This is a genomic window from Halosimplex litoreum, assembly GCF_016065055.1.
GTDB lineage: Archaea > Halobacteriota > Halobacteria > Halobacteriales > Haloarculaceae > Halosimplex > Halosimplex litoreum.
This window is the reverse complement of record NZ_CP065856.1, coordinates 1,535,642-1,554,467: the sequence shown is the minus strand read 5'-3', so window position 1 is coordinate 1,554,467 and position 18,826 is coordinate 1,535,642. Positions and strand designations below refer to the sequence as shown.

General features: G+C 70.9%; 20 protein-coding genes. 8 read left to right on the top strand and 12 right to left on the bottom strand.

What is annotated here, in order from left to right:
- Positions 1–134 precede the first annotated feature (134 nt).
- From I7X12_RS07670 to dpsA, 4 genes are all read left to right on the top strand, one after another.
- Positions 135–1,007 (top strand): undecaprenyl-diphosphate phosphatase, encoded by an 873-nt coding sequence (locus tag I7X12_RS07670; RefSeq protein WP_198063249.1) that lies wholly within the window; start codon positions 135–137, stop codon positions 1,005–1,007.
- Positions 1,008–1,197: 190 nt separating this feature from the next.
- Positions 1,198–1,641, top strand: coding sequence for a hypothetical protein (locus I7X12_RS07665; RefSeq protein WP_198063248.1), 444 nt, complete (start codon positions 1,198–1,200; stop codon positions 1,639–1,641).
- A 178-nt stretch (positions 1,642–1,819) separates the two neighbouring features.
- Positions 1,820–3,883 (top strand): alkaline phosphatase PhoX, encoded by a 2,064-nt coding sequence (locus I7X12_RS07660; RefSeq protein ID WP_198063247.1) that lies wholly within the window; start codon positions 1,820–1,822, stop codon positions 3,881–3,883.
- Positions 3,884–4,029: 146 nt separating this feature from the next.
- Positions 4,030–4,575: a DNA starvation/stationary phase protection protein DpsA gene (gene dpsA / locus I7X12_RS07655; protein WP_198063246.1), complete on the top strand. Its 546-nt coding sequence runs from the start codon at positions 4,030–4,032 to the stop codon at positions 4,573–4,575.
- Positions 4,576–4,588: 13 nt separating this feature from the next.
- On the opposite strand, the gene I7X12_RS07650 is transcribed toward dpsA, so the two are convergent.
- The 3 genes from I7X12_RS07650 to I7X12_RS07640 form a co-directional block, all read right to left on the bottom strand.
- On the bottom strand, positions 4,589–4,909 hold the full coding sequence (locus I7X12_RS07650; RefSeq protein WP_198063245.1) for an amphi-Trp domain-containing protein: 321 nt from the start codon (positions 4,907–4,909) through the stop codon (positions 4,589–4,591).
- Position 4,910: 1 nt separating this feature from the next.
- Positions 4,911–5,078: a hypothetical protein gene (locus I7X12_RS07645; RefSeq protein WP_198063244.1), complete on the bottom strand. Its 168-nt coding sequence runs from the start codon at positions 5,076–5,078 to the stop codon at positions 4,911–4,913.
- A gap of 61 nt (positions 5,079–5,139) precedes the next feature.
- Complete coding sequence (locus I7X12_RS07640) at positions 5,140–6,399, bottom strand: AI-2E family transporter (RefSeq protein ID WP_198063243.1); 1,260 nt, start codon at positions 6,397–6,399, stop codon at positions 5,140–5,142.
- 178 nt (positions 6,400–6,577) lie between these two features.
- On the opposite strand from I7X12_RS07640, the gene aglF reads away from it, so the two are divergent.
- From aglF to I7X12_RS07625, 3 genes are all read left to right on the top strand, one after another.
- Entirely contained in the window at positions 6,578–7,342 is a 765-nt protein-coding gene (gene aglF, locus I7X12_RS07635; protein ID WP_198063242.1) for a UTP--glucose-1-phosphate uridylyltransferase AglF, read from the top strand.
- Positions 7,343–7,400: 58 nt separating this feature from the next.
- Entirely contained in the window at positions 7,401–8,384 is a 984-nt protein-coding gene (locus tag I7X12_RS07630) for an NAD-dependent epimerase/dehydratase family protein (RefSeq protein ID WP_198063241.1), read from the top strand.
- Between the two features lie 115 nt (positions 8,385–8,499).
- Positions 8,500–9,111: a DUF7504 family protein gene (locus I7X12_RS07625; protein WP_198063240.1), complete on the top strand. Its 612-nt coding sequence runs from the start codon at positions 8,500–8,502 to the stop codon at positions 9,109–9,111.
- 129 nt (positions 9,112–9,240) lie between these two features.
- Here I7X12_RS07625 and I7X12_RS07620 read toward each other — a convergent pair whose 3' ends face one another.
- The 3 genes from I7X12_RS07620 to I7X12_RS07610 are packed head-to-tail and all read right to left on the bottom strand — an operon-like array spanning position 9,241 to position 12,328.
- Complete coding sequence (locus I7X12_RS07620) at positions 9,241–9,903, bottom strand: DUF7519 family protein (protein WP_198063239.1); 663 nt, start codon at positions 9,901–9,903, stop codon at positions 9,241–9,243.
- Complete coding sequence (locus I7X12_RS07615; protein ID WP_198063238.1) at positions 9,900–11,576, bottom strand: DUF58 domain-containing protein; 1,677 nt, start codon at positions 11,574–11,576, stop codon at positions 9,900–9,902. The genes I7X12_RS07620 and I7X12_RS07615 overlap by 4 nt, the downstream gene beginning before the upstream one ends.
- Complete coding sequence (locus I7X12_RS07610; protein WP_198063237.1) at positions 11,573–12,328, bottom strand: DUF4129 domain-containing protein; 756 nt, start codon at positions 12,326–12,328, stop codon at positions 11,573–11,575. Before I7X12_RS07610 ends, I7X12_RS07615 begins: the two co-directional genes overlap by 4 nt.
- A gap of 629 nt (positions 12,329–12,957) precedes the next feature.
- Between I7X12_RS07610 and I7X12_RS07605 the strand changes: the two genes are divergently transcribed.
- Positions 12,958–13,977 carry a DUF368 domain-containing protein gene (locus tag I7X12_RS07605; protein WP_198063236.1) on the top strand — a complete coding sequence of 340 codons (1,020 nt, stop codon included), beginning with the start codon at positions 12,958–12,960 and terminating at the stop codon, positions 13,975–13,977.
- A 35-nt stretch (positions 13,978–14,012) separates the two neighbouring features.
- Here the strand turns inward: I7X12_RS07605 and I7X12_RS07600 are convergent, their stop codons facing one another.
- The 6 genes from I7X12_RS07600 to I7X12_RS07575 form a co-directional block, all read right to left on the bottom strand.
- On the bottom strand, positions 14,013–15,350 hold the full coding sequence (locus I7X12_RS07600; protein WP_198063235.1) for an FG-GAP repeat protein: 1,338 nt from the start codon (positions 15,348–15,350) through the stop codon (positions 14,013–14,015).
- 89 nt (positions 15,351–15,439) lie between these two features.
- Positions 15,440–16,129, bottom strand: coding sequence for an urease accessory protein UreF (locus tag I7X12_RS07595; protein ID WP_198063234.1), 690 nt, complete (start codon positions 16,127–16,129; stop codon positions 15,440–15,442).
- Complete coding sequence (locus I7X12_RS07590) at positions 16,126–16,749, bottom strand: urease accessory protein UreE (protein ID WP_198063233.1); 624 nt, start codon at positions 16,747–16,749, stop codon at positions 16,126–16,128. The genes I7X12_RS07595 and I7X12_RS07590 overlap by 4 nt, the downstream gene beginning before the upstream one ends.
- Positions 16,749–17,801 carry an urease accessory protein UreD gene (locus I7X12_RS07585; RefSeq protein ID WP_198063232.1) on the bottom strand — a complete coding sequence of 351 codons (1,053 nt, stop codon included), beginning with the start codon at positions 17,799–17,801 and terminating at the stop codon, positions 16,749–16,751. The genes I7X12_RS07590 and I7X12_RS07585 overlap by 1 nt, the downstream gene beginning before the upstream one ends.
- The gene (gene ureG / locus I7X12_RS07580; protein ID WP_198063231.1) at positions 17,802–18,425 is read right to left on the bottom strand and encodes an urease accessory protein UreG; all 624 of its coding nucleotides are present in this window, start codon (positions 18,423–18,425) and stop codon (positions 17,802–17,804) included.
- Complete coding sequence (locus tag I7X12_RS07575) at positions 18,422–18,823, bottom strand: urease subunit gamma (RefSeq protein WP_198063230.1); 402 nt, start codon at positions 18,821–18,823, stop codon at positions 18,422–18,424. The genes ureG and I7X12_RS07575 overlap by 4 nt, the downstream gene beginning before the upstream one ends.
- Between the last annotated feature and the right edge of the window lie 3 nt (positions 18,824–18,826).

The following is an 18,826-nucleotide window of genomic DNA, read 5'->3' as shown; positions in this document are numbered from 1 at the left end:
GGCGTCTCCGCGTCGCCGTCGGCGCGTTCCATCGTCACGACGCGCTGAGGAGGGGATCTCGATGCCCTCTTCGACGAACGCGCGGTTCGTTCGATACCCGAACGGCTTTACCTGCGAGGCACGCGCCTGGCGCCATGGATCCGCGGGCGACGCTGCTGGCGCTGCTGGTCGGGCTGGTCCAGGGCGTCCTGGAGTGGCTGCCGGTCTCCAGCGAGGGCGGCGTGGCGCTCGTCGTCGCGCTGTCGACCGGCGAGTCGGCGTTCGACGCGACGCAGTTCGCACTCTTTTTGCACGCCGGGACGGCCGCCGCGGGGTTCGCCTTCTATCGCGAGGAGGCCGTCGGGCTCCTCGGGTCGGTCCCCGAGTGGCGGCCGCGCGACGCCTTCGGCACCGATCGCGCCGACCTGACCTTCTACGGAGTCGCGTCGCTCGTCTCCGGCGTCGTCGGGCTCTCTCTCTACGCCGTGCTCTCGGAGGCCGCCACGGAACTGGCGGGCGGCGCGTTCGTCGCCGCCGTCGGCGCCCTGCTCGTCGGCACGGGACTGCTCCAGCGGGCCGCAGACCGCTGGGGGCTGGGCGAGCGCGCGACGCCCGACGCCGCCGACGCGGTGGTCGTCGGGATCTGCCAGGGTCTGGCCCTCCTCCCGGGAGTCTCGCGGTCGGGGACCACCGTGAGCGCGCTCCTGTTGCGCGGCCACGGGGGCGAACGCGCGCTCCAACTGTCCTTCCTGCTGTCGATCCCCGCCTCGCTCGGCGCGGGCCTGCTCGTCGTCGTCGACGAGGGCGTCCCGACGGTCCCGGTCCCGCAGGCGATGCTGGCGCTCGGCGTGAGTGCGGTCGTGGGCTACGTCACCGTCGGCGCGCTGGTCGCGCTGGTCCGCCGGGTCGCCTTCTGGGGTGTCTGCGTCGGTTTCGGCGCGCTGGCGGTCCTCGGCGGTGGGCTGCTCGTGGCCGCGGAGAACGGATGGGTCGCGGTCGTCCAGCACTGGTCGTTCGCCGTCGTCTAGACGAGTGGCGATTGGCTTCGCCACTGCGAGGGGGAACGGAGAGGGTCGGGCCAGTCTCGATAGCCGTACCGAGCGCTACGTTCGGGGACGGGCCCCTCTTAGCAACGTTCAACCGGATCGGCCGGCATGCGTCTCCTACACGAGGCCCGGAGCGCTCACTCGCCGGCGCCGACGGACTCGGAACTCCACCATGGTAGCCCACGACGCCGACCCATCGACCGCGGAGGCGACCGTCCACGAAGACTACCCGCTCGACGTACGCGTCGTCGAGTTCGTCCCCGACGGCGCCGAGCACCCGCAGTACCGCTTCGAGGCGCCCGAACACACCGATATCACGTTCGCCGACCCCGAGAAGGCGACGCTGTACGCCGACGTGTACTTCGACACGAACGGCTTCCAGGAGGCGGGTACCGGCCACCGCGGCGTCCCGCCGGAGGTCGTCCAGGCGGGCCGCGATACGATGGCGGCCTACTTCCTGACGATGGCCGGTACCGACACCAACTGGGTCGCCTCCTTCTACGGCAAGAAACCGACGACGGTAGAGCGCTACGTCGGCGCCGTCCGGCGGCGGGCCGAGGAGATCCGGACCGAGGCGACCGAACGCGACGTCGAACCGGCGGCCGACGCGGCCTGAGAGGGTCACCGCGTTTCCGACCGATTCGACCGACCGCACTTCTGGCGGTCGCCCGACTGCGACCGCGCCATCCAGCCGCCGCCCGCTACATAGCGCTCCCTATCGCTCCGTTCCGCTCGGACAGTGATGTATATCTATTATAAGATTTCATTTACTGATCGACTAACCGGTCAATCGCATGGTCGATCTCAATCGACGGACGCTGATGGCCTCGTCCGCGGCGGCGGCGCTCGGTGCGAGCGTCTCCGGCGTGGCGAGCGCCGAGACTGCCGACGACGAACAGACAGCGGGGGCGCCGACGGTGCGGGGGGACCTGAAGCGCTTCTCTTCGACGGCTCTGGGGGCGGAGGTCACGGGCCCGTACGTCTTCGACGACGGCGAACTGCTCTACAGCCTGCAGCACCCGAGTCGGGACAACCCCGGCGAGTTCAGCCGGGCGGGCATCGGCTACTTCAGCGGCTTCCAGTTCGACTTCTCCGGGACGAACGAGGACTTCGCGGAGCTGTCGGCGCCCGCGACGGAGGACGAGCGCGGACGGGTCCGCGGCGCGGAGGGCGAGTACACGCTGCTCGCACAGGAGCAGGACCCGATCGACGGGGGAAGCGAGCGACTCGGGGTCGCCCGAACGCCGGACGGCTGGGACCTCACGACCCGGAACTTCGCGGGGACCCAATACGGCGACGCCGGCTACAACCCCGACTGCAACCAGTTCGTCGCCACCAACGGCGCGTGCACCGAGGGGTACCTGTTCACCAACTGGGAGAACAGTCCGGGCAACGTCTCGCGTATCCCGCTGCACAAGGACGGCGGCGAGTGGCACGCGGACCTCGAGAACGCCATCAACCTCGCGAACACGGAACCGTTCCGCGAGATCGGTGGCACTCGCATCAACTGCTACGGCGACAAGAGCCCGTGGGGCACGATGCTCTCCTCGGAGGAGAACTACGCTCACCCGCGCGTCTCCCTGACGGCGACGGTCGGTGACATCGTCGACGCGGGCTCCGGAGCGGGTCTCGTCGGCGCCTGTCAGTTCTGGAACCGTCCGAACCCGAGCGAGATCCAGGCGGCGATCGACGAGTACTACGGCGACGACTCGTGGTTCGTCCAGGGCTACTGGGCGATGACCGGCGTCGAACTGCTGGCGTACTACCTGGGGGCCGACCGCGTCGACCAGGCCGCCGAGCCCTACGCCGACGGCGCCGAGCAGGCGAACACGACCGAACCGATCGGCGACGGTTACCCCAACCCCTACCGCTACGGCTACCACGTCGACGTCCGCGAACCGGCCGCGGAGACGCCCCAGCCCGTCAAGTACTACGTCATGGGCCGAGCCGCCTGGGAGGCGCCGGACGTCCAGCAGGACAAGCAGACCGTCTACGAGTGCTCCGACGGCGACAGCAAGGGGATCTACAAGTTCGTCGCCGAGCGGCCGATCCAGAGCTACTCGGACCCGATGGATATCGAGGGGACGCTGTACGCGCCGAAGATAACCAACGACGCCGCCGCGAACGGTGGTTCGCCCGCGGAGACGGACCTGGAGATCGAGTGGTGGCCGCTCGGCAGCGCCACCAACGCCGAGGTCGAGTCGTGGATCGCCGAGTACGACGACGTGACCCAGGTCGACTACCTCGCGACCCACGCCGACTGGACCGAGGGCGACGAGGTCACCGCCGAGGTGCTGGAACAGGCCGACCGCGAGGTCGTCGAGAACGGGAATCGGAACTACGTCACCGACGAGGAGATCGTCGCGTGGGCCGACCAGTGGACCGCGGGCGACCCGAACAACGTCGACGACGACCTCCGGAAGGTCCCGTTTCTCGAGACCCGCGCGGCGGCCAAGGAAGTCGGCGCCTCCATCGAGTTCAACAAGGCCGAGGGCGTCGACAGCGCGCCCAAATCGACGCCGGGCGACTACGTCTACTTCGCACTCTCGGAGTTCAACGACGACCTGGCCGACGACACTGGCGATCTCCGACTCGACCGCGTCGACGGGGGCGTCGTCTACCGCGGGACCCTCGACTCGAACTACGACGTCACGACGCTCGAACCGGTCATCGTCGGCCCGGACGCCACCGACCCGGCCGACGTGGCCGACGACGCGCTCATCAACGTCGACAACCTCTACGTGATGGAAGACGGCCGCGTCCTCTGCTGTGAGGACGCCGACCAGCTCGGCCGCTCCTACAGCAACGACTGCCTCTACGTCTTCGCCGACGAGGACACCGTCCGACGCCTCGGCTGAGGGCGAGCCGACAGCCCTGCCCTCACGACACCCCGGCTTTCCCACTCCGCGTGGCCCCTCTCGTCGTCCACTTCGGTTTAGGTCGTCCGAAAAGTGTTCGGGTTCTGAAAAGTTATAAGTGATTCAGACCCCAACTACTGTCTGCAATGAGCACCCAGAAGACCGTCCGACAGGAAGCTGGGACAGTCGCCGAGAACCCGGTTCGGCTCGACGAGGAGAAAGCCGAGCAGGTTATCGAAGCGCTGAACGCGGATCTCGCCGACGCGTACGTGCTGTATCATCAGCTCCACAAGCACCACTGGAACGTCGAGGGCGCGGAGTTCCGGGACATCCACATCTTCCTGCAGGAGGCCTACGAGGACGTCGAAGAGGCCGCCGACGAGCTCGCCGAGCGGCTGCAGGCCATCGGGGGCGTCCCGCACGCGAGCATGCCCGCGCTCTCGGCGGCGGCGACCGTCGAACCCGAGGACGAGGACGTCTACGACATCCGTACGTCCTTCGAGAACGACCTCGAGATGTACGGCGACATCATCGAGAGCTACCGCGAGCACATCGAACTCGCCGACGGCCTCGGCGACCACGCCACCGCGCAGATGCTCCGCGAACAGCTCGAAGACCTCGAAGAACACGCCCACGTCATCGACCACTACCTCGAAGACGACACCCTCGTCACCGAAGCCGCGATGGACTGACGGCGGAGAACCGCTACTCGATATCCGGCGCTTTCTCGTCGGTTCGCCCCGGTAGCTCCAGTTCGATCTCGAGTTCCGGCTCACCGACGCCGTCGAAGTCGAGTTCGAGTTCGACCGGTTCGCCGAACGCGAACGGGAGCTCCCACTCGTCGGTCGCGATCGTCAGCTCGTCGCCGTCGCGGAGCTGTTCGCCCAGCTCTATCAGGAAGGTACCGGCCTCGCTCGCGTCGAGCCGGTACTCCTGTTCGAATTCCCTGCCCGTGCGGATGGTCGTTCGCTCCGCCTCGTCCTGTGCCCCCTCGTCGGCGTCGTCCGCTCCGTCGGCGTCGGTCATCTTACCGAGTCACCGCGAGCGTCGTATCGCTGGCGATCCACCCGTCGGTGTTCCCCGATTCGAGGAACACGGCGGTTCCGGGAGCGCCTTCGCAGACGGATATCTCGGGGCGATCGTGCGATTCCACGTCGGGTTCGGCAGCGACCCGTGACTGTGTGCCGGCGGCCATTGCGAGCATTTAGGCGGACCTAAAAGATAAAGGGTGCGGTTTCGGCCGTCGGGCGACCCGTTCAGTTGCTCGGCGAGGAGCCGGAGGATCCGGCGTCGTCGTCTTCGGCCGGGGACTGTGCCTGTGAGTCGCGCGCCCCGAAGCGGTTCTCGGCGTCCTGGTCGGGGGGCACGTCGCCCGCGGACTGGGGGTCGGCGCCGACCGATCCGCCCAGCGAGGCGTCCAGGGTGAGTCGCTCGCCGTGGAGCAGTTCCGGGAGGACGATCCGGAGGGCTTCCAGGATCGCGACGAAGACGACGGGGAGGAGAAAGAAGCCGTACCAGCCGAACAGGACGGGTCCGAGGAGGTAGGCGAACACGAGCACGATCCCGTCGAGGTGCCGCCCGGAGATGTACGGCTGGAGGAACGTCTGCGGGAGGAAATCGAGCGCGAGGAAGTAGACGACGGCGGTGGCGCCGACGAACGCGAGGGCCGCCCCGCTGGACCTGACGGCCTGGACGGCCAGCAGCGCGAGCACCGGGACGTAGACGACCTTCCCGACCACGAGCGGGATCAGGCTCGCCGCGCCCGTCAGAGCGGCGAGGACGGCCACCATCGGGATCCCCAGTCCCGCCGGAGCGAGGAGGTTCGTCCCGAGGTAGGCCAGCCCCGCGACGACGGACATGACGGCGACGAACAGGAGGTTGCCGAAGAAGACCGACTCCAGGTCCGCGTCGACGGCCGTCGCGTACGCGTAGGCCACGGTGTCGCGGCCGCCGAACAGCTGTTCGAGCGCGTCGGCGATGTCGTCGTCGTACTTGAGGAGGAAATACGAGAGCGTGACCGAGAGCGCGAGCAACAACAGCGTGCCCGCGGCCGCGGAGGCGACGGTCTGGCCCGTTCGAAGCACCGTCAGGGCCGCCCCTCGAGGGTTCGAGACGAGCGCCCGGGGGTTCTCGAGGGCGGTCAGGACCGATTGGCCTTCAGCCAGCGAGACGTCGCCGAGGTCGAAGTACCGCCCCAGGAGCGCGACCGGATCGACGGTCCCGGCCAGGAACCCCTGGAGTGCGACGAGGAGCTGGAAGCCCGCGTACAGCGAGAGCGCGATCACCGGCACGAGCACGAGGAGGACGGTGACCCCCGCGGCGAGCCAGTCCCGACCGACGACCTCGCCGACGCGGTCGCTGATCGGGCGCGTGGCGTAGTAGCCGAAGACGCCGAGGACGAGCAGTCCGACGAACTGCCAGGCCAGATACGCCGCGACGGCGGCGAGCAGCGCGACGAACAGCCACCACCCGATCCGCGAGCGCTCGAAGCTCGTCCGGTCGTCGGAGTGAGCCATCGACCCCGTTTGTCGCTCGACACCGAAGGGGCTGGCGCCGGGAGCTGCGTGCCGGCGTCGCGAGGGGAGCACCCCCTCCACGCGGTCGGAACCGGCCGGAGGCCGGCGTGGCCTGGCGTGGTATTTCGACGGGAACCTTCGGGGAAGATTTTTACGCGATGACAAACCAGTCGATGGTATGCAAGCCGTCGTGCTGGCCGCCGGTGAGGGGACGCGGCTGCGGCCGCTGACCGAGGACAAGCCGAAGGGAATGGTCGAGGTCGCGGGCAAGCCGATCCTCACCCACTGTTTCGAGCAGCTGGTCGAGCTGGGCGCCGACGAGTTGCTGGTGGTCGTGGGCTACAAGAAACAGGCGATCATCGAGTACTACGAGGACGAGTTCGCGGGCGTGCCGATCACCTACGCCCACCAGCGCGAACAGAAGGGGCTGGCCCACGCGTTGCTCACCGTCGAGGACCACATCGACGACGACTTCATGCTGATGCTCGGGGACAACATCTTCCAGGCCAACCTCGACGACGTGGTCAACCGCCAGGCCGAGTCCCGGGCCGACGCCGCGTTCCTCGTCGAGGAAGTGCCCTGGGAGGAGGCCTCCCGATACGGCGTCTGTGACACCAACAAGTACGGCGAGATCACCGAAGTCGTCGAGAAGCCAGACGACCCGCCGTCGAACCTCGTGATGACGGGATTCTACACGTTCACGCCCGAAATCCTCCACGCCTGTCACCTCGTCCAGCCGTCGAATCGCGGCGAGTACGAGATCTCCGACGCGATCGACCTGCTGATCCACTCCGGTCGGACCATCGACGCCATCCGCATGGACGGCTGGCGGACCGACGTGGGCTACCCCGAGGACCGCGAGTCCGCCGAGGAGCGGCTCGAAGCGGCCGGCGCCGTCGACACCGACGGCGACGCCGACCAGGCCGACGCCACCGCCGAGTGAAAGGGACCACCGCCGGCGTGACGATGGCTTTTTCTCCCGCCGGGTGAGCGATACGACAATGCGAGTCCTCGTCACCGGTGGCGCCGGCTTCATCGGCGGTCACCTCGCCGAAGCGTTCGCCCGTGACGGCCACGACGTGGCCGTCCTCGACAACTTCGACCCGTACTACGACACGCGGATCAAGGAACACAACGTCGAGGCGGCCCGCGAGGCCGCAGCCGAGAGCGACGGCGGCTACGACCTCGTCGAGGGCGACGTGCGCGACGCCGACCTCGTCGCCGACCTCGTCGCCGACGCCGACTACGTCTACCATCAGGCCGCCCAGGCCGGCGTCCGCACCGACTACAGCCCCCGCAAGTACGACGAGGTCAACGTCGACGGCACGCTGAACGTCCTCGACGCCGCCCGGGACCACGATATCGAACGGCTCGTCTTCGCCAGCTCCTCGTCGGTGTACGGCAAGCCCCGATACCTCCCCTACGACGAGGACCACCTCACGACGCCGATCAGCCCGTACGGCGCGTCGAAGCTGGCCGGCGAGCGCTACGCGATGGTCTACGCCGAGCGCTACGGCGTCCCCGCGGTCGCGCTGCGCTATTTCACGGTGTACGGCCCGCGGATGCGGCCCAACATGGCCATCTCGAACTTCGTCTCGCGCTGTCTGAACGGCGAACCGCCGGTCATCTACGGTGACGGCTCCCAGACCCGCGACATGACTTACGTCGCGGACGTCCTCGCGGCCAACCGCGCGCTGCTCGACACCGACGCGGCCGACGGCGAGGTGATGAACGTCGGCAGCACCGACAACATCGACATCGAGACGCTCGCGACGGAGATCCGCGACCAGCTGGCGCCCGAACTGGACGTCGAGTACACCGACGCTTACGAGGTCGACGCCGACCACAGCCACGCCGACGTGTCCAAGGCCGACGAGCTGATCGGCTACGAGCCGACCTACACCATCCGTGAGGGTGTCGAAGCGTTCGTCGAGTGGTATCGGGCGAACCGCGAGTGGTACGAACCGCTCGTCCGCGGTTCGTAGCTCCCACCCCGCCCGACCGCCGCGTTCGCCGTCGAGACATGGTCGACCAGGCCGGTACTTCGACGCCGACACGTAGATTTATGACGGATACCCGGGTAGCAACGAACACGCCCGTATGTGTTCCGTTATCGAACAGTCACAAGCGTCGATAGGACCTGGGGACAACGTGCTCGTCTGCTGCCCGTCGTTCACGAGCGCGGAGCCGCGGGCCTGTCTGGACCTGCTGACGCCGGACGGGTCGACCGACGTACACGCGCTCTCGGTGCTGTTCACCCAGTCTCCCGCCGACCACATCGACGCCTGGCAGCGGATCGCAGGCGCCTACCCGACACGGATGCGGATCGTCGCCGTCGACGCCGGCTCGAAGCGGACGACCGAACCGGCCGACGTCGACCGGGCGGTCGAACGGGTCGGGTCGCCACACAACCTGACGCGCCTCGGGGTCAGGGTCGCCGACTGCCTCGACGAGTGGGACGGATCCGCCGAGTCGGTCGTCGTCTGTTTTCAGTCGCTCACCACGCTGTTGCAGTACGTCGACGTCGAGAGCGCGGTCGAGTTTCTCGAAGTCGTCGCCGAGCGGTGTACGGCGACCGACGCCATCGCTCACTACCACCTCGATCCGCAGGCCCACGACGACGAGACCATCGACCGGCTGCACGAGCTGTTCGGTACGACGCTCACCTTCGAGGACGGCGAGTGGTCCGCGGACGTCGACGGCCGGGAGTGAGACCGACGCGAGCGCGGCCAGGACGTTCACCGTCTCCCTCGCGGAGACGCCGGCCAGCGGACCCGCTCGCGGTTCCGGACGTCGCGATGCAGCCTACGTAGCCACGGCGGTACTCGAACCCAGAACCGCTCACCGGAGTGCGGAGAGCACCAGGGCGACACCGACGAGGAGGAGGACGACGGCGACGCCGTCGGTGGTGGTTCCGACGACGAGGTAGGACGCGCTGCCGAGCAGGGCCGCGGCGGTTCCGACTGCCGCGGTCGCAGCCACGTGCGCCAGTTCGAGGCGGGTGGTCGACGCCTCGCGACCCAGTTGCTCGCCGACGGTGATCCCGTAGCGGCCGGCGTCCCACGCGAGCAGGGAACACAGCGTCGCGCCGACCAGCGCGAGCGTCGGCGCGCCGGCCAGTCCTGCGGCGGCGACGCCGGCCACGAGCACGACGGCGCCGGCGGTGACCCGCCGGCGACGCCCTCGCAGGGCGCCGACCGCGACGAGAGCCGTGCCGAGAATCCCCAGCGCGCGCCCACCGGCCGTCGGGAGCCACAGCGCGGCGACCGCCGCCAGCCCGACCGCCAGCCGAGCGCTCGTCCGCGCGGGCGACCGATCGACCGACGCGGTCGCGGTCCCCGAACTCGCCGTCCCGTCACCCCGGTCGCCGGGCGACGCGCTCGAACGGTCACGTCTCACTCCGCCGTCGTCCGTCCCGTCGGGCTCCGAGCCCGCTCCCGAATCGCCCCCGCGAGCGGCGACGGGCCCGTCGGTGGCGGGTGCCCGATCGGCGGCGTCGCTCACGCCGACCACCGCCGTTTGGCCCGCGCGAGCGCGGCGTCGAAGCGCTCGCCGTCCTCCCAGTCGACGACCCGGACGCCGGCCGACCGGAGCGTCGACAGCCGCTCGTCGCGCTCGGCGGCGGCGCGCTCGTGAGGCTCGGTGTCCCGGGCGGTCGGGTCGGGACTCACGACGGTCACGTCGCGGCCGTAGGCGGCCAGCCGGCGGGCGACTCGTCGCGGGTACTCGTCACAACACGGCGAGACGAGCAGTATCTGCGTGTCGGAGTCGAGCCGGCGGTGGATCCGGCGGATCCGCTCCAGCCGGAGGGTCGCGCGCCGGTCGGGCGAGTAGCGCTCGTGGAGCTTCCGCGCGGGCGGGACGGGCGACAGCGCGGGGTGGACGTTCAGCAGTTCGCGGCCGAGGGCGCGGTGGTCGCCGCCCGCGCCGGGGGCGAGCCGACACCCCTCCCGCTCGCGGCCGAACGTCTCGAAGCCGACGCGGTCGCCGGCGTCTATGAGCGCGTCGAACACGCGGTGGGCGGCGTCGACGCCGCGCTCGACCGCGTGGTAGCCGTCGGGCGCCGACGCGCGATAGGCGGCCCGCCGCGTGTCGACGACGAGCTGGACGACCGCCGACCGCTCCTCGCGGAACTCGACGGTCGCCAGCTCGCCGGTCTTGGCGAGCTGGCCCCAGTCGATCCGCGAGAGGGGGTCCGAGCGGCGGTACTCGCGGGTGGCGTGGAACTCGATACCGGGGCCGCCCTCGTCGGTCTCGACGCGGCCGGCGAAGCCGGCGGTCGTCCCGCCGACCGGTATCCGCTCGCCGTTCAGCACCGGGAGCGTGCATCGCAGCGTCGTCGGCGCGGCGACGCTCGTCTCGTACTCGACGGCGCCGCTGGGGTCGGCCACCGTCATCTGCGCGGGGCCCCAGTCGTGTTCACCCCGCGTCGCCCGAACAGTGTAGGTGAAGGTCGTCCGACCGCCCGGAGGCAGTGGCGCGCCGTGACGAGCCGAGCCGTCGACGACGGCTACCTCGTCGGGGACGCCGTCGACGACGCGCACGTCCGACAGGTACTCGTCGCTCTCGTTTCGCAGTTCGACGCCGACGGTCACCGGGTCGCCCGGCTCGGGCGAGTCGTCGGCGAGCCGCCGCCGGACGGTCACGGCGGGTTCGCCCGTCTCGGCGTCGCGGAGCGACGGCTCGAGCGCGCCCGCGTACCCCGCGACGGCGGCGCCGACCGCACCCGAGAGCACCAGTCCCGGCGCCCGCGAGACGACGCCGAGCCCGCCGAGCACGAGCGCGACCGCGACCACGCCCGTCCAGCGTCCCGTCGCGTGGGCGAGGACCGGCGACCCGTCGTTTCGATCGCCGTCCTCGCCCGCTCCACCGGTACCGTCGGGATCGGGCGCCGCGTCGTCGGTCGCTGTTGTCCGGTCACGAGCGCCGACGAACGCGGGGTCCTCGTCGCCGGGGACGGGAACCAGATAGCTCTCCTCCGGGGCTCGCGGCCGCCAGCGGTCGGGGTCGACGAAGCGCCGCCCCGTCGCACCGACCAGCCCGACGACGACGACGGCGACCGCCACGAGCGCTGCGACCGCGGCCGTGACCCGGGACGGTCCGGGACTACCGCCCCACGCGACCAGTCCCAGTCCGACGACGACGGCGCCGACGCCGGCCCAGCCGCGACGCTTCATCGCCGCTCGCCCCCCGTTCCGTCGCCGTCCGCGGGCGCGTCCGTCGAGGCGTCGGTGCCCTCGTCGTCGTCGGCCGCAGCGTCGTCGGTTCCGTCACCGTCGGCGTACGCCGTTTCGATCCGACGCAGCGCCGCAACGGCGCGGTCGGCACGGTCGGCGGGGTCGTGCCCGCCGTAGCGCACTTCGGCGAACAGTTCGGTGAGTTCGGCCACGTCGTCGGGGTCCATGCCGGCGGCGACGGCGGCGTCGGCGAACTCCGCCGGTGCGGTGGTCTCGGCGTCGGGCGCGTCGACGTGGACGCGCATCTCGTCCCAGGCCCGGTACACCTCGTTGGTCAGGTCGGCGTCGGCGTCGATTCGGTCTGCGGCCGCGCCGGCCGCCTCACCCATCGCCGTCAGGTCCACGTCCCCGCCACCCACCTCGCTCTCGTCGTCGTCGTCACCGATCCCCTCCAGCGACACGTCCGTGTCCGACCGGTACCAGAGGGCCGCCGCTCCGGCGGCGAGGGCGGTGAGCACCAGCGCGGGGCCGGGCAGCGGGAGCGGGATCCCTCCCGGGACCGGGAACGGGACCCCGATCACCAATCCGCCCGCGCTCCCGGCCCCGACGAACGGCTGGCGCTCGACGATGGACGCGTTACGCTCGCGGTCGACGCCCTCGGCCGGGTTCCCTGGGTCGACGGCCGCGACCGCACCCAGTCCGACGACCGCCACCGCGATCAGGAGCGCGGTCCCGAGTGGCCGGCCGATCATCGTCGCCTCCCGGTGACCGGCCGCGAGCCCGGGTCGCCCGACCGCGACCGTACCGGCGCGACGACGCGTCCGTGACCGGGCGACGGTCGACAGCGCTCTCGTCCGGTAGCGTGCCCGATAGTTATCATCTGTCGACAGGAAACACCGCTACCGATATCGTTCTTTGGGTGACCGGATCGCGGGTCGGGACGATCCGCTCTCTGTCGGGTCGCTCGAGTCGGCGAGTGGCGACGACACGTGATGGATAGTATAGTTATTTCGTCTACCAATAAGATTTACATAACCCTGGTTCGATGTAGCGAATGGAATGGCGTCAGGAGCGGTCACGGTCCCGGACGCAGTCGCCGGGTGAACACCGGAACACAGAGCCGTCGGGCTCGCGAGCCCGCGGCCGACCGTTCCGGGACCGGTTCCCGGCCGAGCGGTCGGGACGGCCGCTCGGCACACACCATTCCACCGCGGTCCGAACGTTCACCCCGTTCGGAATCCGCACCCGAACCACCCACACCCACCCGAACCCACGCCGTCCGGACATCGCGTCCGGATTTTCACGCAGAGCGCGGTCGACACTCGGCCGCAGTCGTTCGTTCCACAAGAGACTTCCCGTCGATAGGCCAAGGTGTAGTCGAATGACGACAGCCCCGGACAGCGCCCGCGACGAGGTGACGCTCCGCGAGTCGGTCCCGCCCGCCCGCGAGTGGGCACGAACCTTCGTCGTCGGTCTGTTCATGGGCAGTGCCGACGCGGTTCCCGGCGTCTCCGGCGGCACCATCGCCCTGATCGCCGGCATCTACGAGCGACTCATCACCGCGATCAACGAGGTCACGCCCGGTCGGTTCCTCGACGGCGTCCGCGCGCTCACGCCGCTGGACGGAGGCGTCTCGCTCGACCGCGCCGCCGCCGTCCTCGAAGAGGTCGACGGCTGGTTCCTGATCGCCCTGCTCGGCGGTATCTTCTCTGCGATCGTCCTCGTCACCCGAATCGTCGACATCGCCAACGACGCGGTACCGGTGCTGCTGTTCGGCTTTTTCTTCGGACTGATCGGCGCCTCGGCGGTGATCCTCTTCCGGGCGGTCTCGGTCCGAACGGTCCCCGAAGTCGTCGCGGCGGTCGCCGGGTTCACCGTCGCCTTCGTCGTCTCGGGCTACGGCGAGGTCCTCGAATCCGGCGGACTCGCGGTCGTGTTCGGCGCGGGCGCCCTGGCCATCAGCGCGATGATCCTCCCCGGAATCTCCGGATCGCTCGTGCTCGTTATCCTCAGCCAGTACGAGCGGATGTCCTCGACGCTCTCGGCGTTCATCGACGCACTCATCGGCGTCGTGACGGGCGGCGGCGTCGCCCCGGTAATCGACCGCGGGGTCGTGGTGGTGACGTTCGTCTGCGGGGGGCTGGTCGGTCTGTTCACCGTCTCCCGGGTTATCCGGCGCGCGCTCGATTACAATCGCGAGGTGACGTTCGCCTTCCTCGTCGCGCTCGTCCTCGGGGCGCTGCGGGCGCCCATCGTGACGCTCAGCGACGCCTCGGAGTACCCGTCGGTCGTCTGGGACACCCCCACTATCCAGGCCTTCGCCGGCGCCGCCGTCGTCGGCGCCGTCGTCGTCTTCGTCCTCGACTGGTACGCCGTCGATCTGGACCTCGATAGCGTCTGACCGCCCGATTCGAGCGACTCACCGGCCGTTTCGACTCACTCGATCCCGTCCAGGTCGAAGACCGACGCCGACCCGCCGTCGTCGTCGTCGTTCGGACCCCCGCTGTTCGGCGCGCCGACCAGCGCCGTCTCGCCCGCCAGCGCGACCGAGAAGCCGAACGCGTCACCGACCGTGCCGTCCGCGGCGACGAGTTTGGCGACCTCCGCCCACTCGCCGTCCGACCGCGTGAACGCGTAGGCCGACCCCGCCCGGTCACCGTAGGGGTCCTCGTCGCTCGGCGCGCCGACGACCGCTCGGTCGCCCGAGAGCGCGACGCTCGCGCCGAACTCGTCGCCGTCGTCGCCGTCCGAAGCGACCAGCGTCGCGACCTGGGTCCAGCCGTCGGCTCCGCGCTCGAAGACGTACGCGCCGCCGGTCCACAGCTCGTCGTAGCTCTCCCGGAAGACCGCGCCCGCCAGCACCACCCCGTCGTCGACCGCGACGCTATAACCCAGTCCGTCGTCCTCGCGACCGTCGCTCGCGGTCAGCCGCGTCCGGCGGCTCCACTCCTCGTCGGCCCGCTCGAAGACGGTGACCGAGCCGACCATCTCGGTCAGCGCGTCCGTCGCCGGCGGCGTCGCGGGCGTCCCCGGACCGGTGTCGTCGTCGGCCGCGCCGACGGCGACGGTCTCCCCGTCGGTCGCCACCGCGTCGCCGAACCGGTCGCCCGGTGCGGGGTCGCCGTGTGCGAGCGTCGCCGTCTCGCGCCACTCTCCCTCGGCGCGCTCGAAGACGTAGGCTGCCCCGCTCTCGTCGCCGCGACGGCTGCTCTCCGGCGCGCCCACGACCGCGGTGTCGCCCGCTAACGCGACCGACCGGCCGAACTCGTCGCTGTCGGCGCTCTCGGTGGCGGTGAGCGTCGCCGTGTGTCGCCACTCGCCGTCCGCGCGCTCGAAGACGAACGCGACGCCGGTCTCGCGGCCCGACTCGTCGGCCGCCTGCGGTGCGCCCACGAGCGCCGTCCCGCCCGAGAGTGCGACGGCCGCGCTCGCGACCGGCGGTTCGACCGTCGCGCTCCGGGACCACCCGTCGCGGTCGAACAGCGTCCCCGTCCCGCTGTGTTCGGCCACGCCTGCGGCCGCCGGCGCGACGACGACGCCTCGCCGGTCGGACAGGGCGACCGCCTCGCCGAAGCCGTCGCCCTCGTCGCCCGGACCTGCGAGCGTCGCGTCACTGGTCACCCGGCGGAACGTCGAGCGGTCGTCGCCACTCGGAGCGGGCGTGTCGCCGTCGGGTTCGGGCGTGTCCGCACCGGTCAGGCCGGGACAGCCCGCGAGGCCGGCGACACCGGTCGATGCGAGGGCGGAGAGGAGGGCGCGTCGGGACCGATCCATGCGGGAGTCGAACGCGGCGCGTCACTTAACGCCGCCGGGTGGCGCCGGTGGGGCCCGACCGCGTCGTGACCGACCGGTGCGCTCGCCGCTCAGCTCAGGAACAGCCGCCGCTGGGCGCGCTCGTGCTCCGCGGAACGCACGTCGACCAACGGGGCGAACGGTGCCATGTCGTCGACTTCGCGCTCGGCGCTCGCCTCGACGGCGTCGACCATCGCCGGACGCAGGTCGTCGAGGACGCGCTGGACCTCGGTCGACCCCAGGCGCATGAGCCGCTGGGCCGCCCCGAGTTGCGCGGTGGCGAACTCGTGACAGGCCAGCAGACACGCCTCGCGCTCGGGCACGTCCGCGAGCGCGGCGACCGTCCCGAGGGCGACTGCGTAGTTGCCGGGCGCCTCGTCCGCGTCGACCGCGGCGCCGTACGATTCGAGGAGGCGCTCGTCGCGCAGGTCACGTTGGAGGGTCAACAGCCGGTCGCCCGTCCGCTCGGAGCTCTCGCGGAACTCCGCGGGGAGCGTCGCGGCGGTGAGTCGGCGGTCGGCGCGCTCGACGGCGTCGATATCGCCGGCGGCGGCCGCGGCGTGGGCCGCCCGCAGCGCCACCAGGTCGGCCCGGCCGTGCTGGCGCCGGAGCACCGTCCCGACCAGCGCCCGCAGCTCCTCGGCGTCGGTCACCGCGTCGTCGGCGACGAACTGCTCCAGCGCGTAGGAGACGCTGTCGGTCCCCACCGGCAGGAACGAATCGGCCAGCCGCAGCGATTCGAGCGTGGCTTCGTCGCTCACGACTCCTCACCCCCCGCAGACTCCCGTCCGTCCCCCGGATCGATCGTTCGGACGCCGTGGGCACCGTCGCCGTGGCTGTGGGAGTGCCCGCCGTCGCCGTGGGAGTGGCCGCCGTCGCCGTGACCGTGTGAGTGGTCGCCCCCATTGCCCTCGTCGAACAGCGTCGGCGGAACTTCCTCGTAGCCGACGGTCGCGCCGTCGGGGAGGTGTGGTTCGACGGTCGCTTCCATGCGCTCGCGGGTGTCCGCCAGCGGGAGGTACGCCCGACCGTCCTCGACGGCGAGGTCCCAGTGGCGGTTCCCGACGGCGTGGCCGAGTTCGAGCGCGGTCGTCACCGCCGCGCGGTCGGGGTCGGCTACCCCGGCGAAGTCGAGCACCATCGCGTCGACCGCTTCGAGCGAGACGACGACGAGCCGGTCGCCCGTCGAGAGCACGTCGCGGTCGCGCAGCTCGCGGGCGACGACGACGCCGAGGTCGGTGCCGTCCTCAGAGGTCGTCCGAAAGCGCGAGCGACGGCGCTCGGTCTCGTCGACTTCGATCCGGAGCGGGTCGCCCGACGCGACGCGCTCGGCGACGGACTCGTCGTCGAGGCGTCCGACGACGGACTCGGCGACGAGCATCAGGGCCTCCGCGACTCGGGCGCGCCGACGCCCAGCAGGCCGATTCGCGCCTCGTCCCACGCCGCCCGGAGCGCGGCGGTCGCGGTCTCGGCGCGGTGGCCCAGCGCCCGGACGACGACGCCGGCGTCGTTCGGGAGACGGGTCGCGCCCGCGCGGACCGTGTCGGGGTCTGCGTCGTCGCGGTCGCCGTCGGCAGCGCCGGTCTCGGCGGCGGCCGTCGCGGCCGCGTGGAGGCGCTCGCTCAGGTCGTCGAGTTCGTCCGACTCGCTCTCGGGGACGAGTACGTACAGCGTCCCGACGACGGCGAACGCGCCCATCACGCCCGCCGCCGACGGGTCGGCGTCGGCGGGCCGGAGGTGCGTCGCGTCGTCGACCAGTAGTTCGCCGTCGCGGCGGACCTGCAGTCGAGAGAGGTACCGTTCGAAGTCGAAGCGCTCGCCGCGGGCGAGTCGCCCCGGAACCACCACGTCACCGACGACCGCGCTCGCGTCGGTCGCGAGGTCCAGATCGATCGCCTGGAAGAATCGGGAGTCCTCGTGGAGGATCGCCGGCTCGGGTACGTAGTCGAGGTGGCCGTTCCGGTCGACCGAGAGCGACACGTCCGCGGCGGCGTAGTTGCGCTCCATCGAGAGCACTTTCTGGGAACTCTGGGTGGAGACGTGCGCGACGGCGTCGGCGCCGACCGCGATCTCGACCGCGTGACGGTCGCCCTGCGCGAGGCCGCCGGTCGGCGACTGGACGTACACCGTCTCCGCTTCGGGCAGCGGGTCGTGGCCGAGCGTGCCGCTGACGTGGAACGGCGCCCGTGCGAGGTCGCGCACGAGGTTCGTCTCGCCGGCCTCGTCGACGGCGAAGCGGAGTTCGAGCCGGCCGTCCTTGCCGGGCGAGCCGACCGCCGCGGCGGGCAGCGACTCGGTCGCGTAGTCGGCGAAGGCGGGATGTGGCGGCTCGTCGGCCTCGCCGCTCCGGTCGCGCCGGCTCGGCGGTGCGGGCGGGCCGTCGGATGGTCGGTCGGGCGAGTCGTCGGACGCGCCCGGGCTGTCGGCGGCCATCTATGCGAACAGCACGCCCTCGCTGACGTACTCCTGGACCTCGTCGATCCCCTCGCCTGCCTTGCAGTTCGTGAACAGCCAGGGGCCGTCGCGCACCTCGTCGGCGTCGGCTTCCAGCACGTCCAGGTCGACGTCGACGTGGGGGGCCAGGTCGGTCTTGTTGACCACGAGCAGATCGCAGTCGACGACGCCCGGGCCGCGCTTGCGGGGGATGTCCTCGCCCTCCGCCACCGAGATGACGTACAGCGAGTAGTCGGCGAGTTCGGGGTTGAAGGTCGCGGCGAGGTTGTCGCCGCCGCTCTCGACGATCACCAGGTCCAGGTCCGGGTGCTCGGCGAGGAAGGCGTCGATCTGTGCGAGGTTCATCGAGGGGTCCTCGCGGATTCCCGTGTGGGGGCAGGCGCCGGTCTCGACGCCGGCGACGAGGTCCTCGGGAACGATCCCCGCGAAGCGCTCGCGCAGCGCGTCGGCGTCCTCCTGGGTGAGCACGTCGTTGGCGATGACGCCGACGTCCAGGCCGGCGTCACGCAGCCGCGGGACGAGTTCGGTGACCAGCGCGGTCTTGCCCGACCCCACTGGGCCGCCGATGCCGACCGTCGCCACGTCGCGGTGGGTGAGGCTCACGCGTCGCCCTCCTCGTCGGCGCTCTCGTCAGCGTCCGTCGGGTCGCCGCCGTCGGCGGCCGCCTCGTCGTCGCTGCCGGGGTCGACCGCCTCGGACGACCGGATCGGGTCGTGGACGGTGACGAGCTTCGTCCCGTCGGGGAAGGTGGGCTCGACCTGGATGATGTCGACCATCTCGGGGACGCCCTCCATGACGTCCTCGGGGTCGAGCAACTGGGTGGCCTCGGCGCGGATCTCGGCGACCGACCAGCCGTCGCGGCCCCGCTCGAAACACCAGTCGGAGATGTACGCGACCGATTCGGGGTGGTTCAGCGCGACGCCGCGTTCCTTGCGCCGGCGCGCGAGCTCTGCGGCCATGAAGACCGTCAGCCGTTCCTGCTCTTTGGGTGTAAGGTTCATCGT

What these genes read in the sequence shown, in the direction of transcription:
- I7X12_RS07670 (WP_198063249.1), top strand. Translation starts at nt 135, where the DNA reads ATGGATCCGCGGGCGACGCTGCTGGCGCTGCTGGTCGGGCTGGTCCAG.
- I7X12_RS07665 (WP_198063248.1), top strand. Translation starts at nt 1,198, where the DNA reads ATGGTAGCCCACGACGCCGACCCATCGACCGCGGAGGCGACCGTCCAC.
- I7X12_RS07660 (WP_198063247.1), top strand. Translation starts at nt 1,820, where the DNA reads ATGGTCGATCTCAATCGACGGACGCTGATGGCCTCGTCCGCGGCGGCG.
- dpsA (WP_198063246.1), top strand. Translation starts at nt 4,030, where the DNA reads ATGAGCACCCAGAAGACCGTCCGACAGGAAGCTGGGACAGTCGCCGAG.
- I7X12_RS07650 (WP_198063245.1), bottom strand. Translation starts at nt 4,909, where the DNA reads ATGACCGACGCCGACGGAGCGGACGACGCCGACGAGGGGGCACAGGAC.
- I7X12_RS07645 (WP_198063244.1), bottom strand. Translation starts at nt 5,078, where the DNA reads ATGGCCGCCGGCACACAGTCACGGGTCGCTGCCGAACCCGACGTGGAA.
- I7X12_RS07640 (WP_198063243.1), bottom strand. Translation starts at nt 6,399, where the DNA reads ATGGCTCACTCCGACGACCGGACGAGCTTCGAGCGCTCGCGGATCGGG.
- aglF (WP_198063242.1), top strand. Translation starts at nt 6,578, where the DNA reads ATGCAAGCCGTCGTGCTGGCCGCCGGTGAGGGGACGCGGCTGCGGCCG.
- I7X12_RS07630 (WP_198063241.1), top strand. Translation starts at nt 7,401, where the DNA reads ATGCGAGTCCTCGTCACCGGTGGCGCCGGCTTCATCGGCGGTCACCTC.
- I7X12_RS07625 (WP_198063240.1), top strand. Translation starts at nt 8,500, where the DNA reads ATGTGTTCCGTTATCGAACAGTCACAAGCGTCGATAGGACCTGGGGAC.
- I7X12_RS07615 (WP_198063238.1), bottom strand. Translation starts at nt 11,576, where the DNA reads ATGAAGCGTCGCGGCTGGGCCGGCGTCGGCGCCGTCGTCGTCGGACTG.
- I7X12_RS07610 (WP_198063237.1), bottom strand. Translation starts at nt 12,328, where the DNA reads ATGATCGGCCGGCCACTCGGGACCGCGCTCCTGATCGCGGTGGCGGTC.
- I7X12_RS07605 (WP_198063236.1), top strand. Translation starts at nt 12,958, where the DNA reads ATGACGACAGCCCCGGACAGCGCCCGCGACGAGGTGACGCTCCGCGAG.
- I7X12_RS07600 (WP_198063235.1), bottom strand. Translation starts at nt 15,350, where the DNA reads ATGGATCGGTCCCGACGCGCCCTCCTCTCCGCCCTCGCATCGACCGGT.
- I7X12_RS07590 (WP_198063233.1), bottom strand. Translation starts at nt 16,749, where the DNA reads ATGCTCGTCGCCGAGTCCGTCGTCGGACGCCTCGACGACGAGTCCGTC.
- I7X12_RS07585 (WP_198063232.1), bottom strand. Translation starts at nt 17,801, where the DNA reads ATGGCCGCCGACAGCCCGGGCGCGTCCGACGACTCGCCCGACCGACCA.
- I7X12_RS07575 (WP_198063230.1), bottom strand. Translation starts at nt 18,823, where the DNA reads ATGAACCTTACACCCAAAGAGCAGGAACGGCTGACGGTCTTCATGGCC.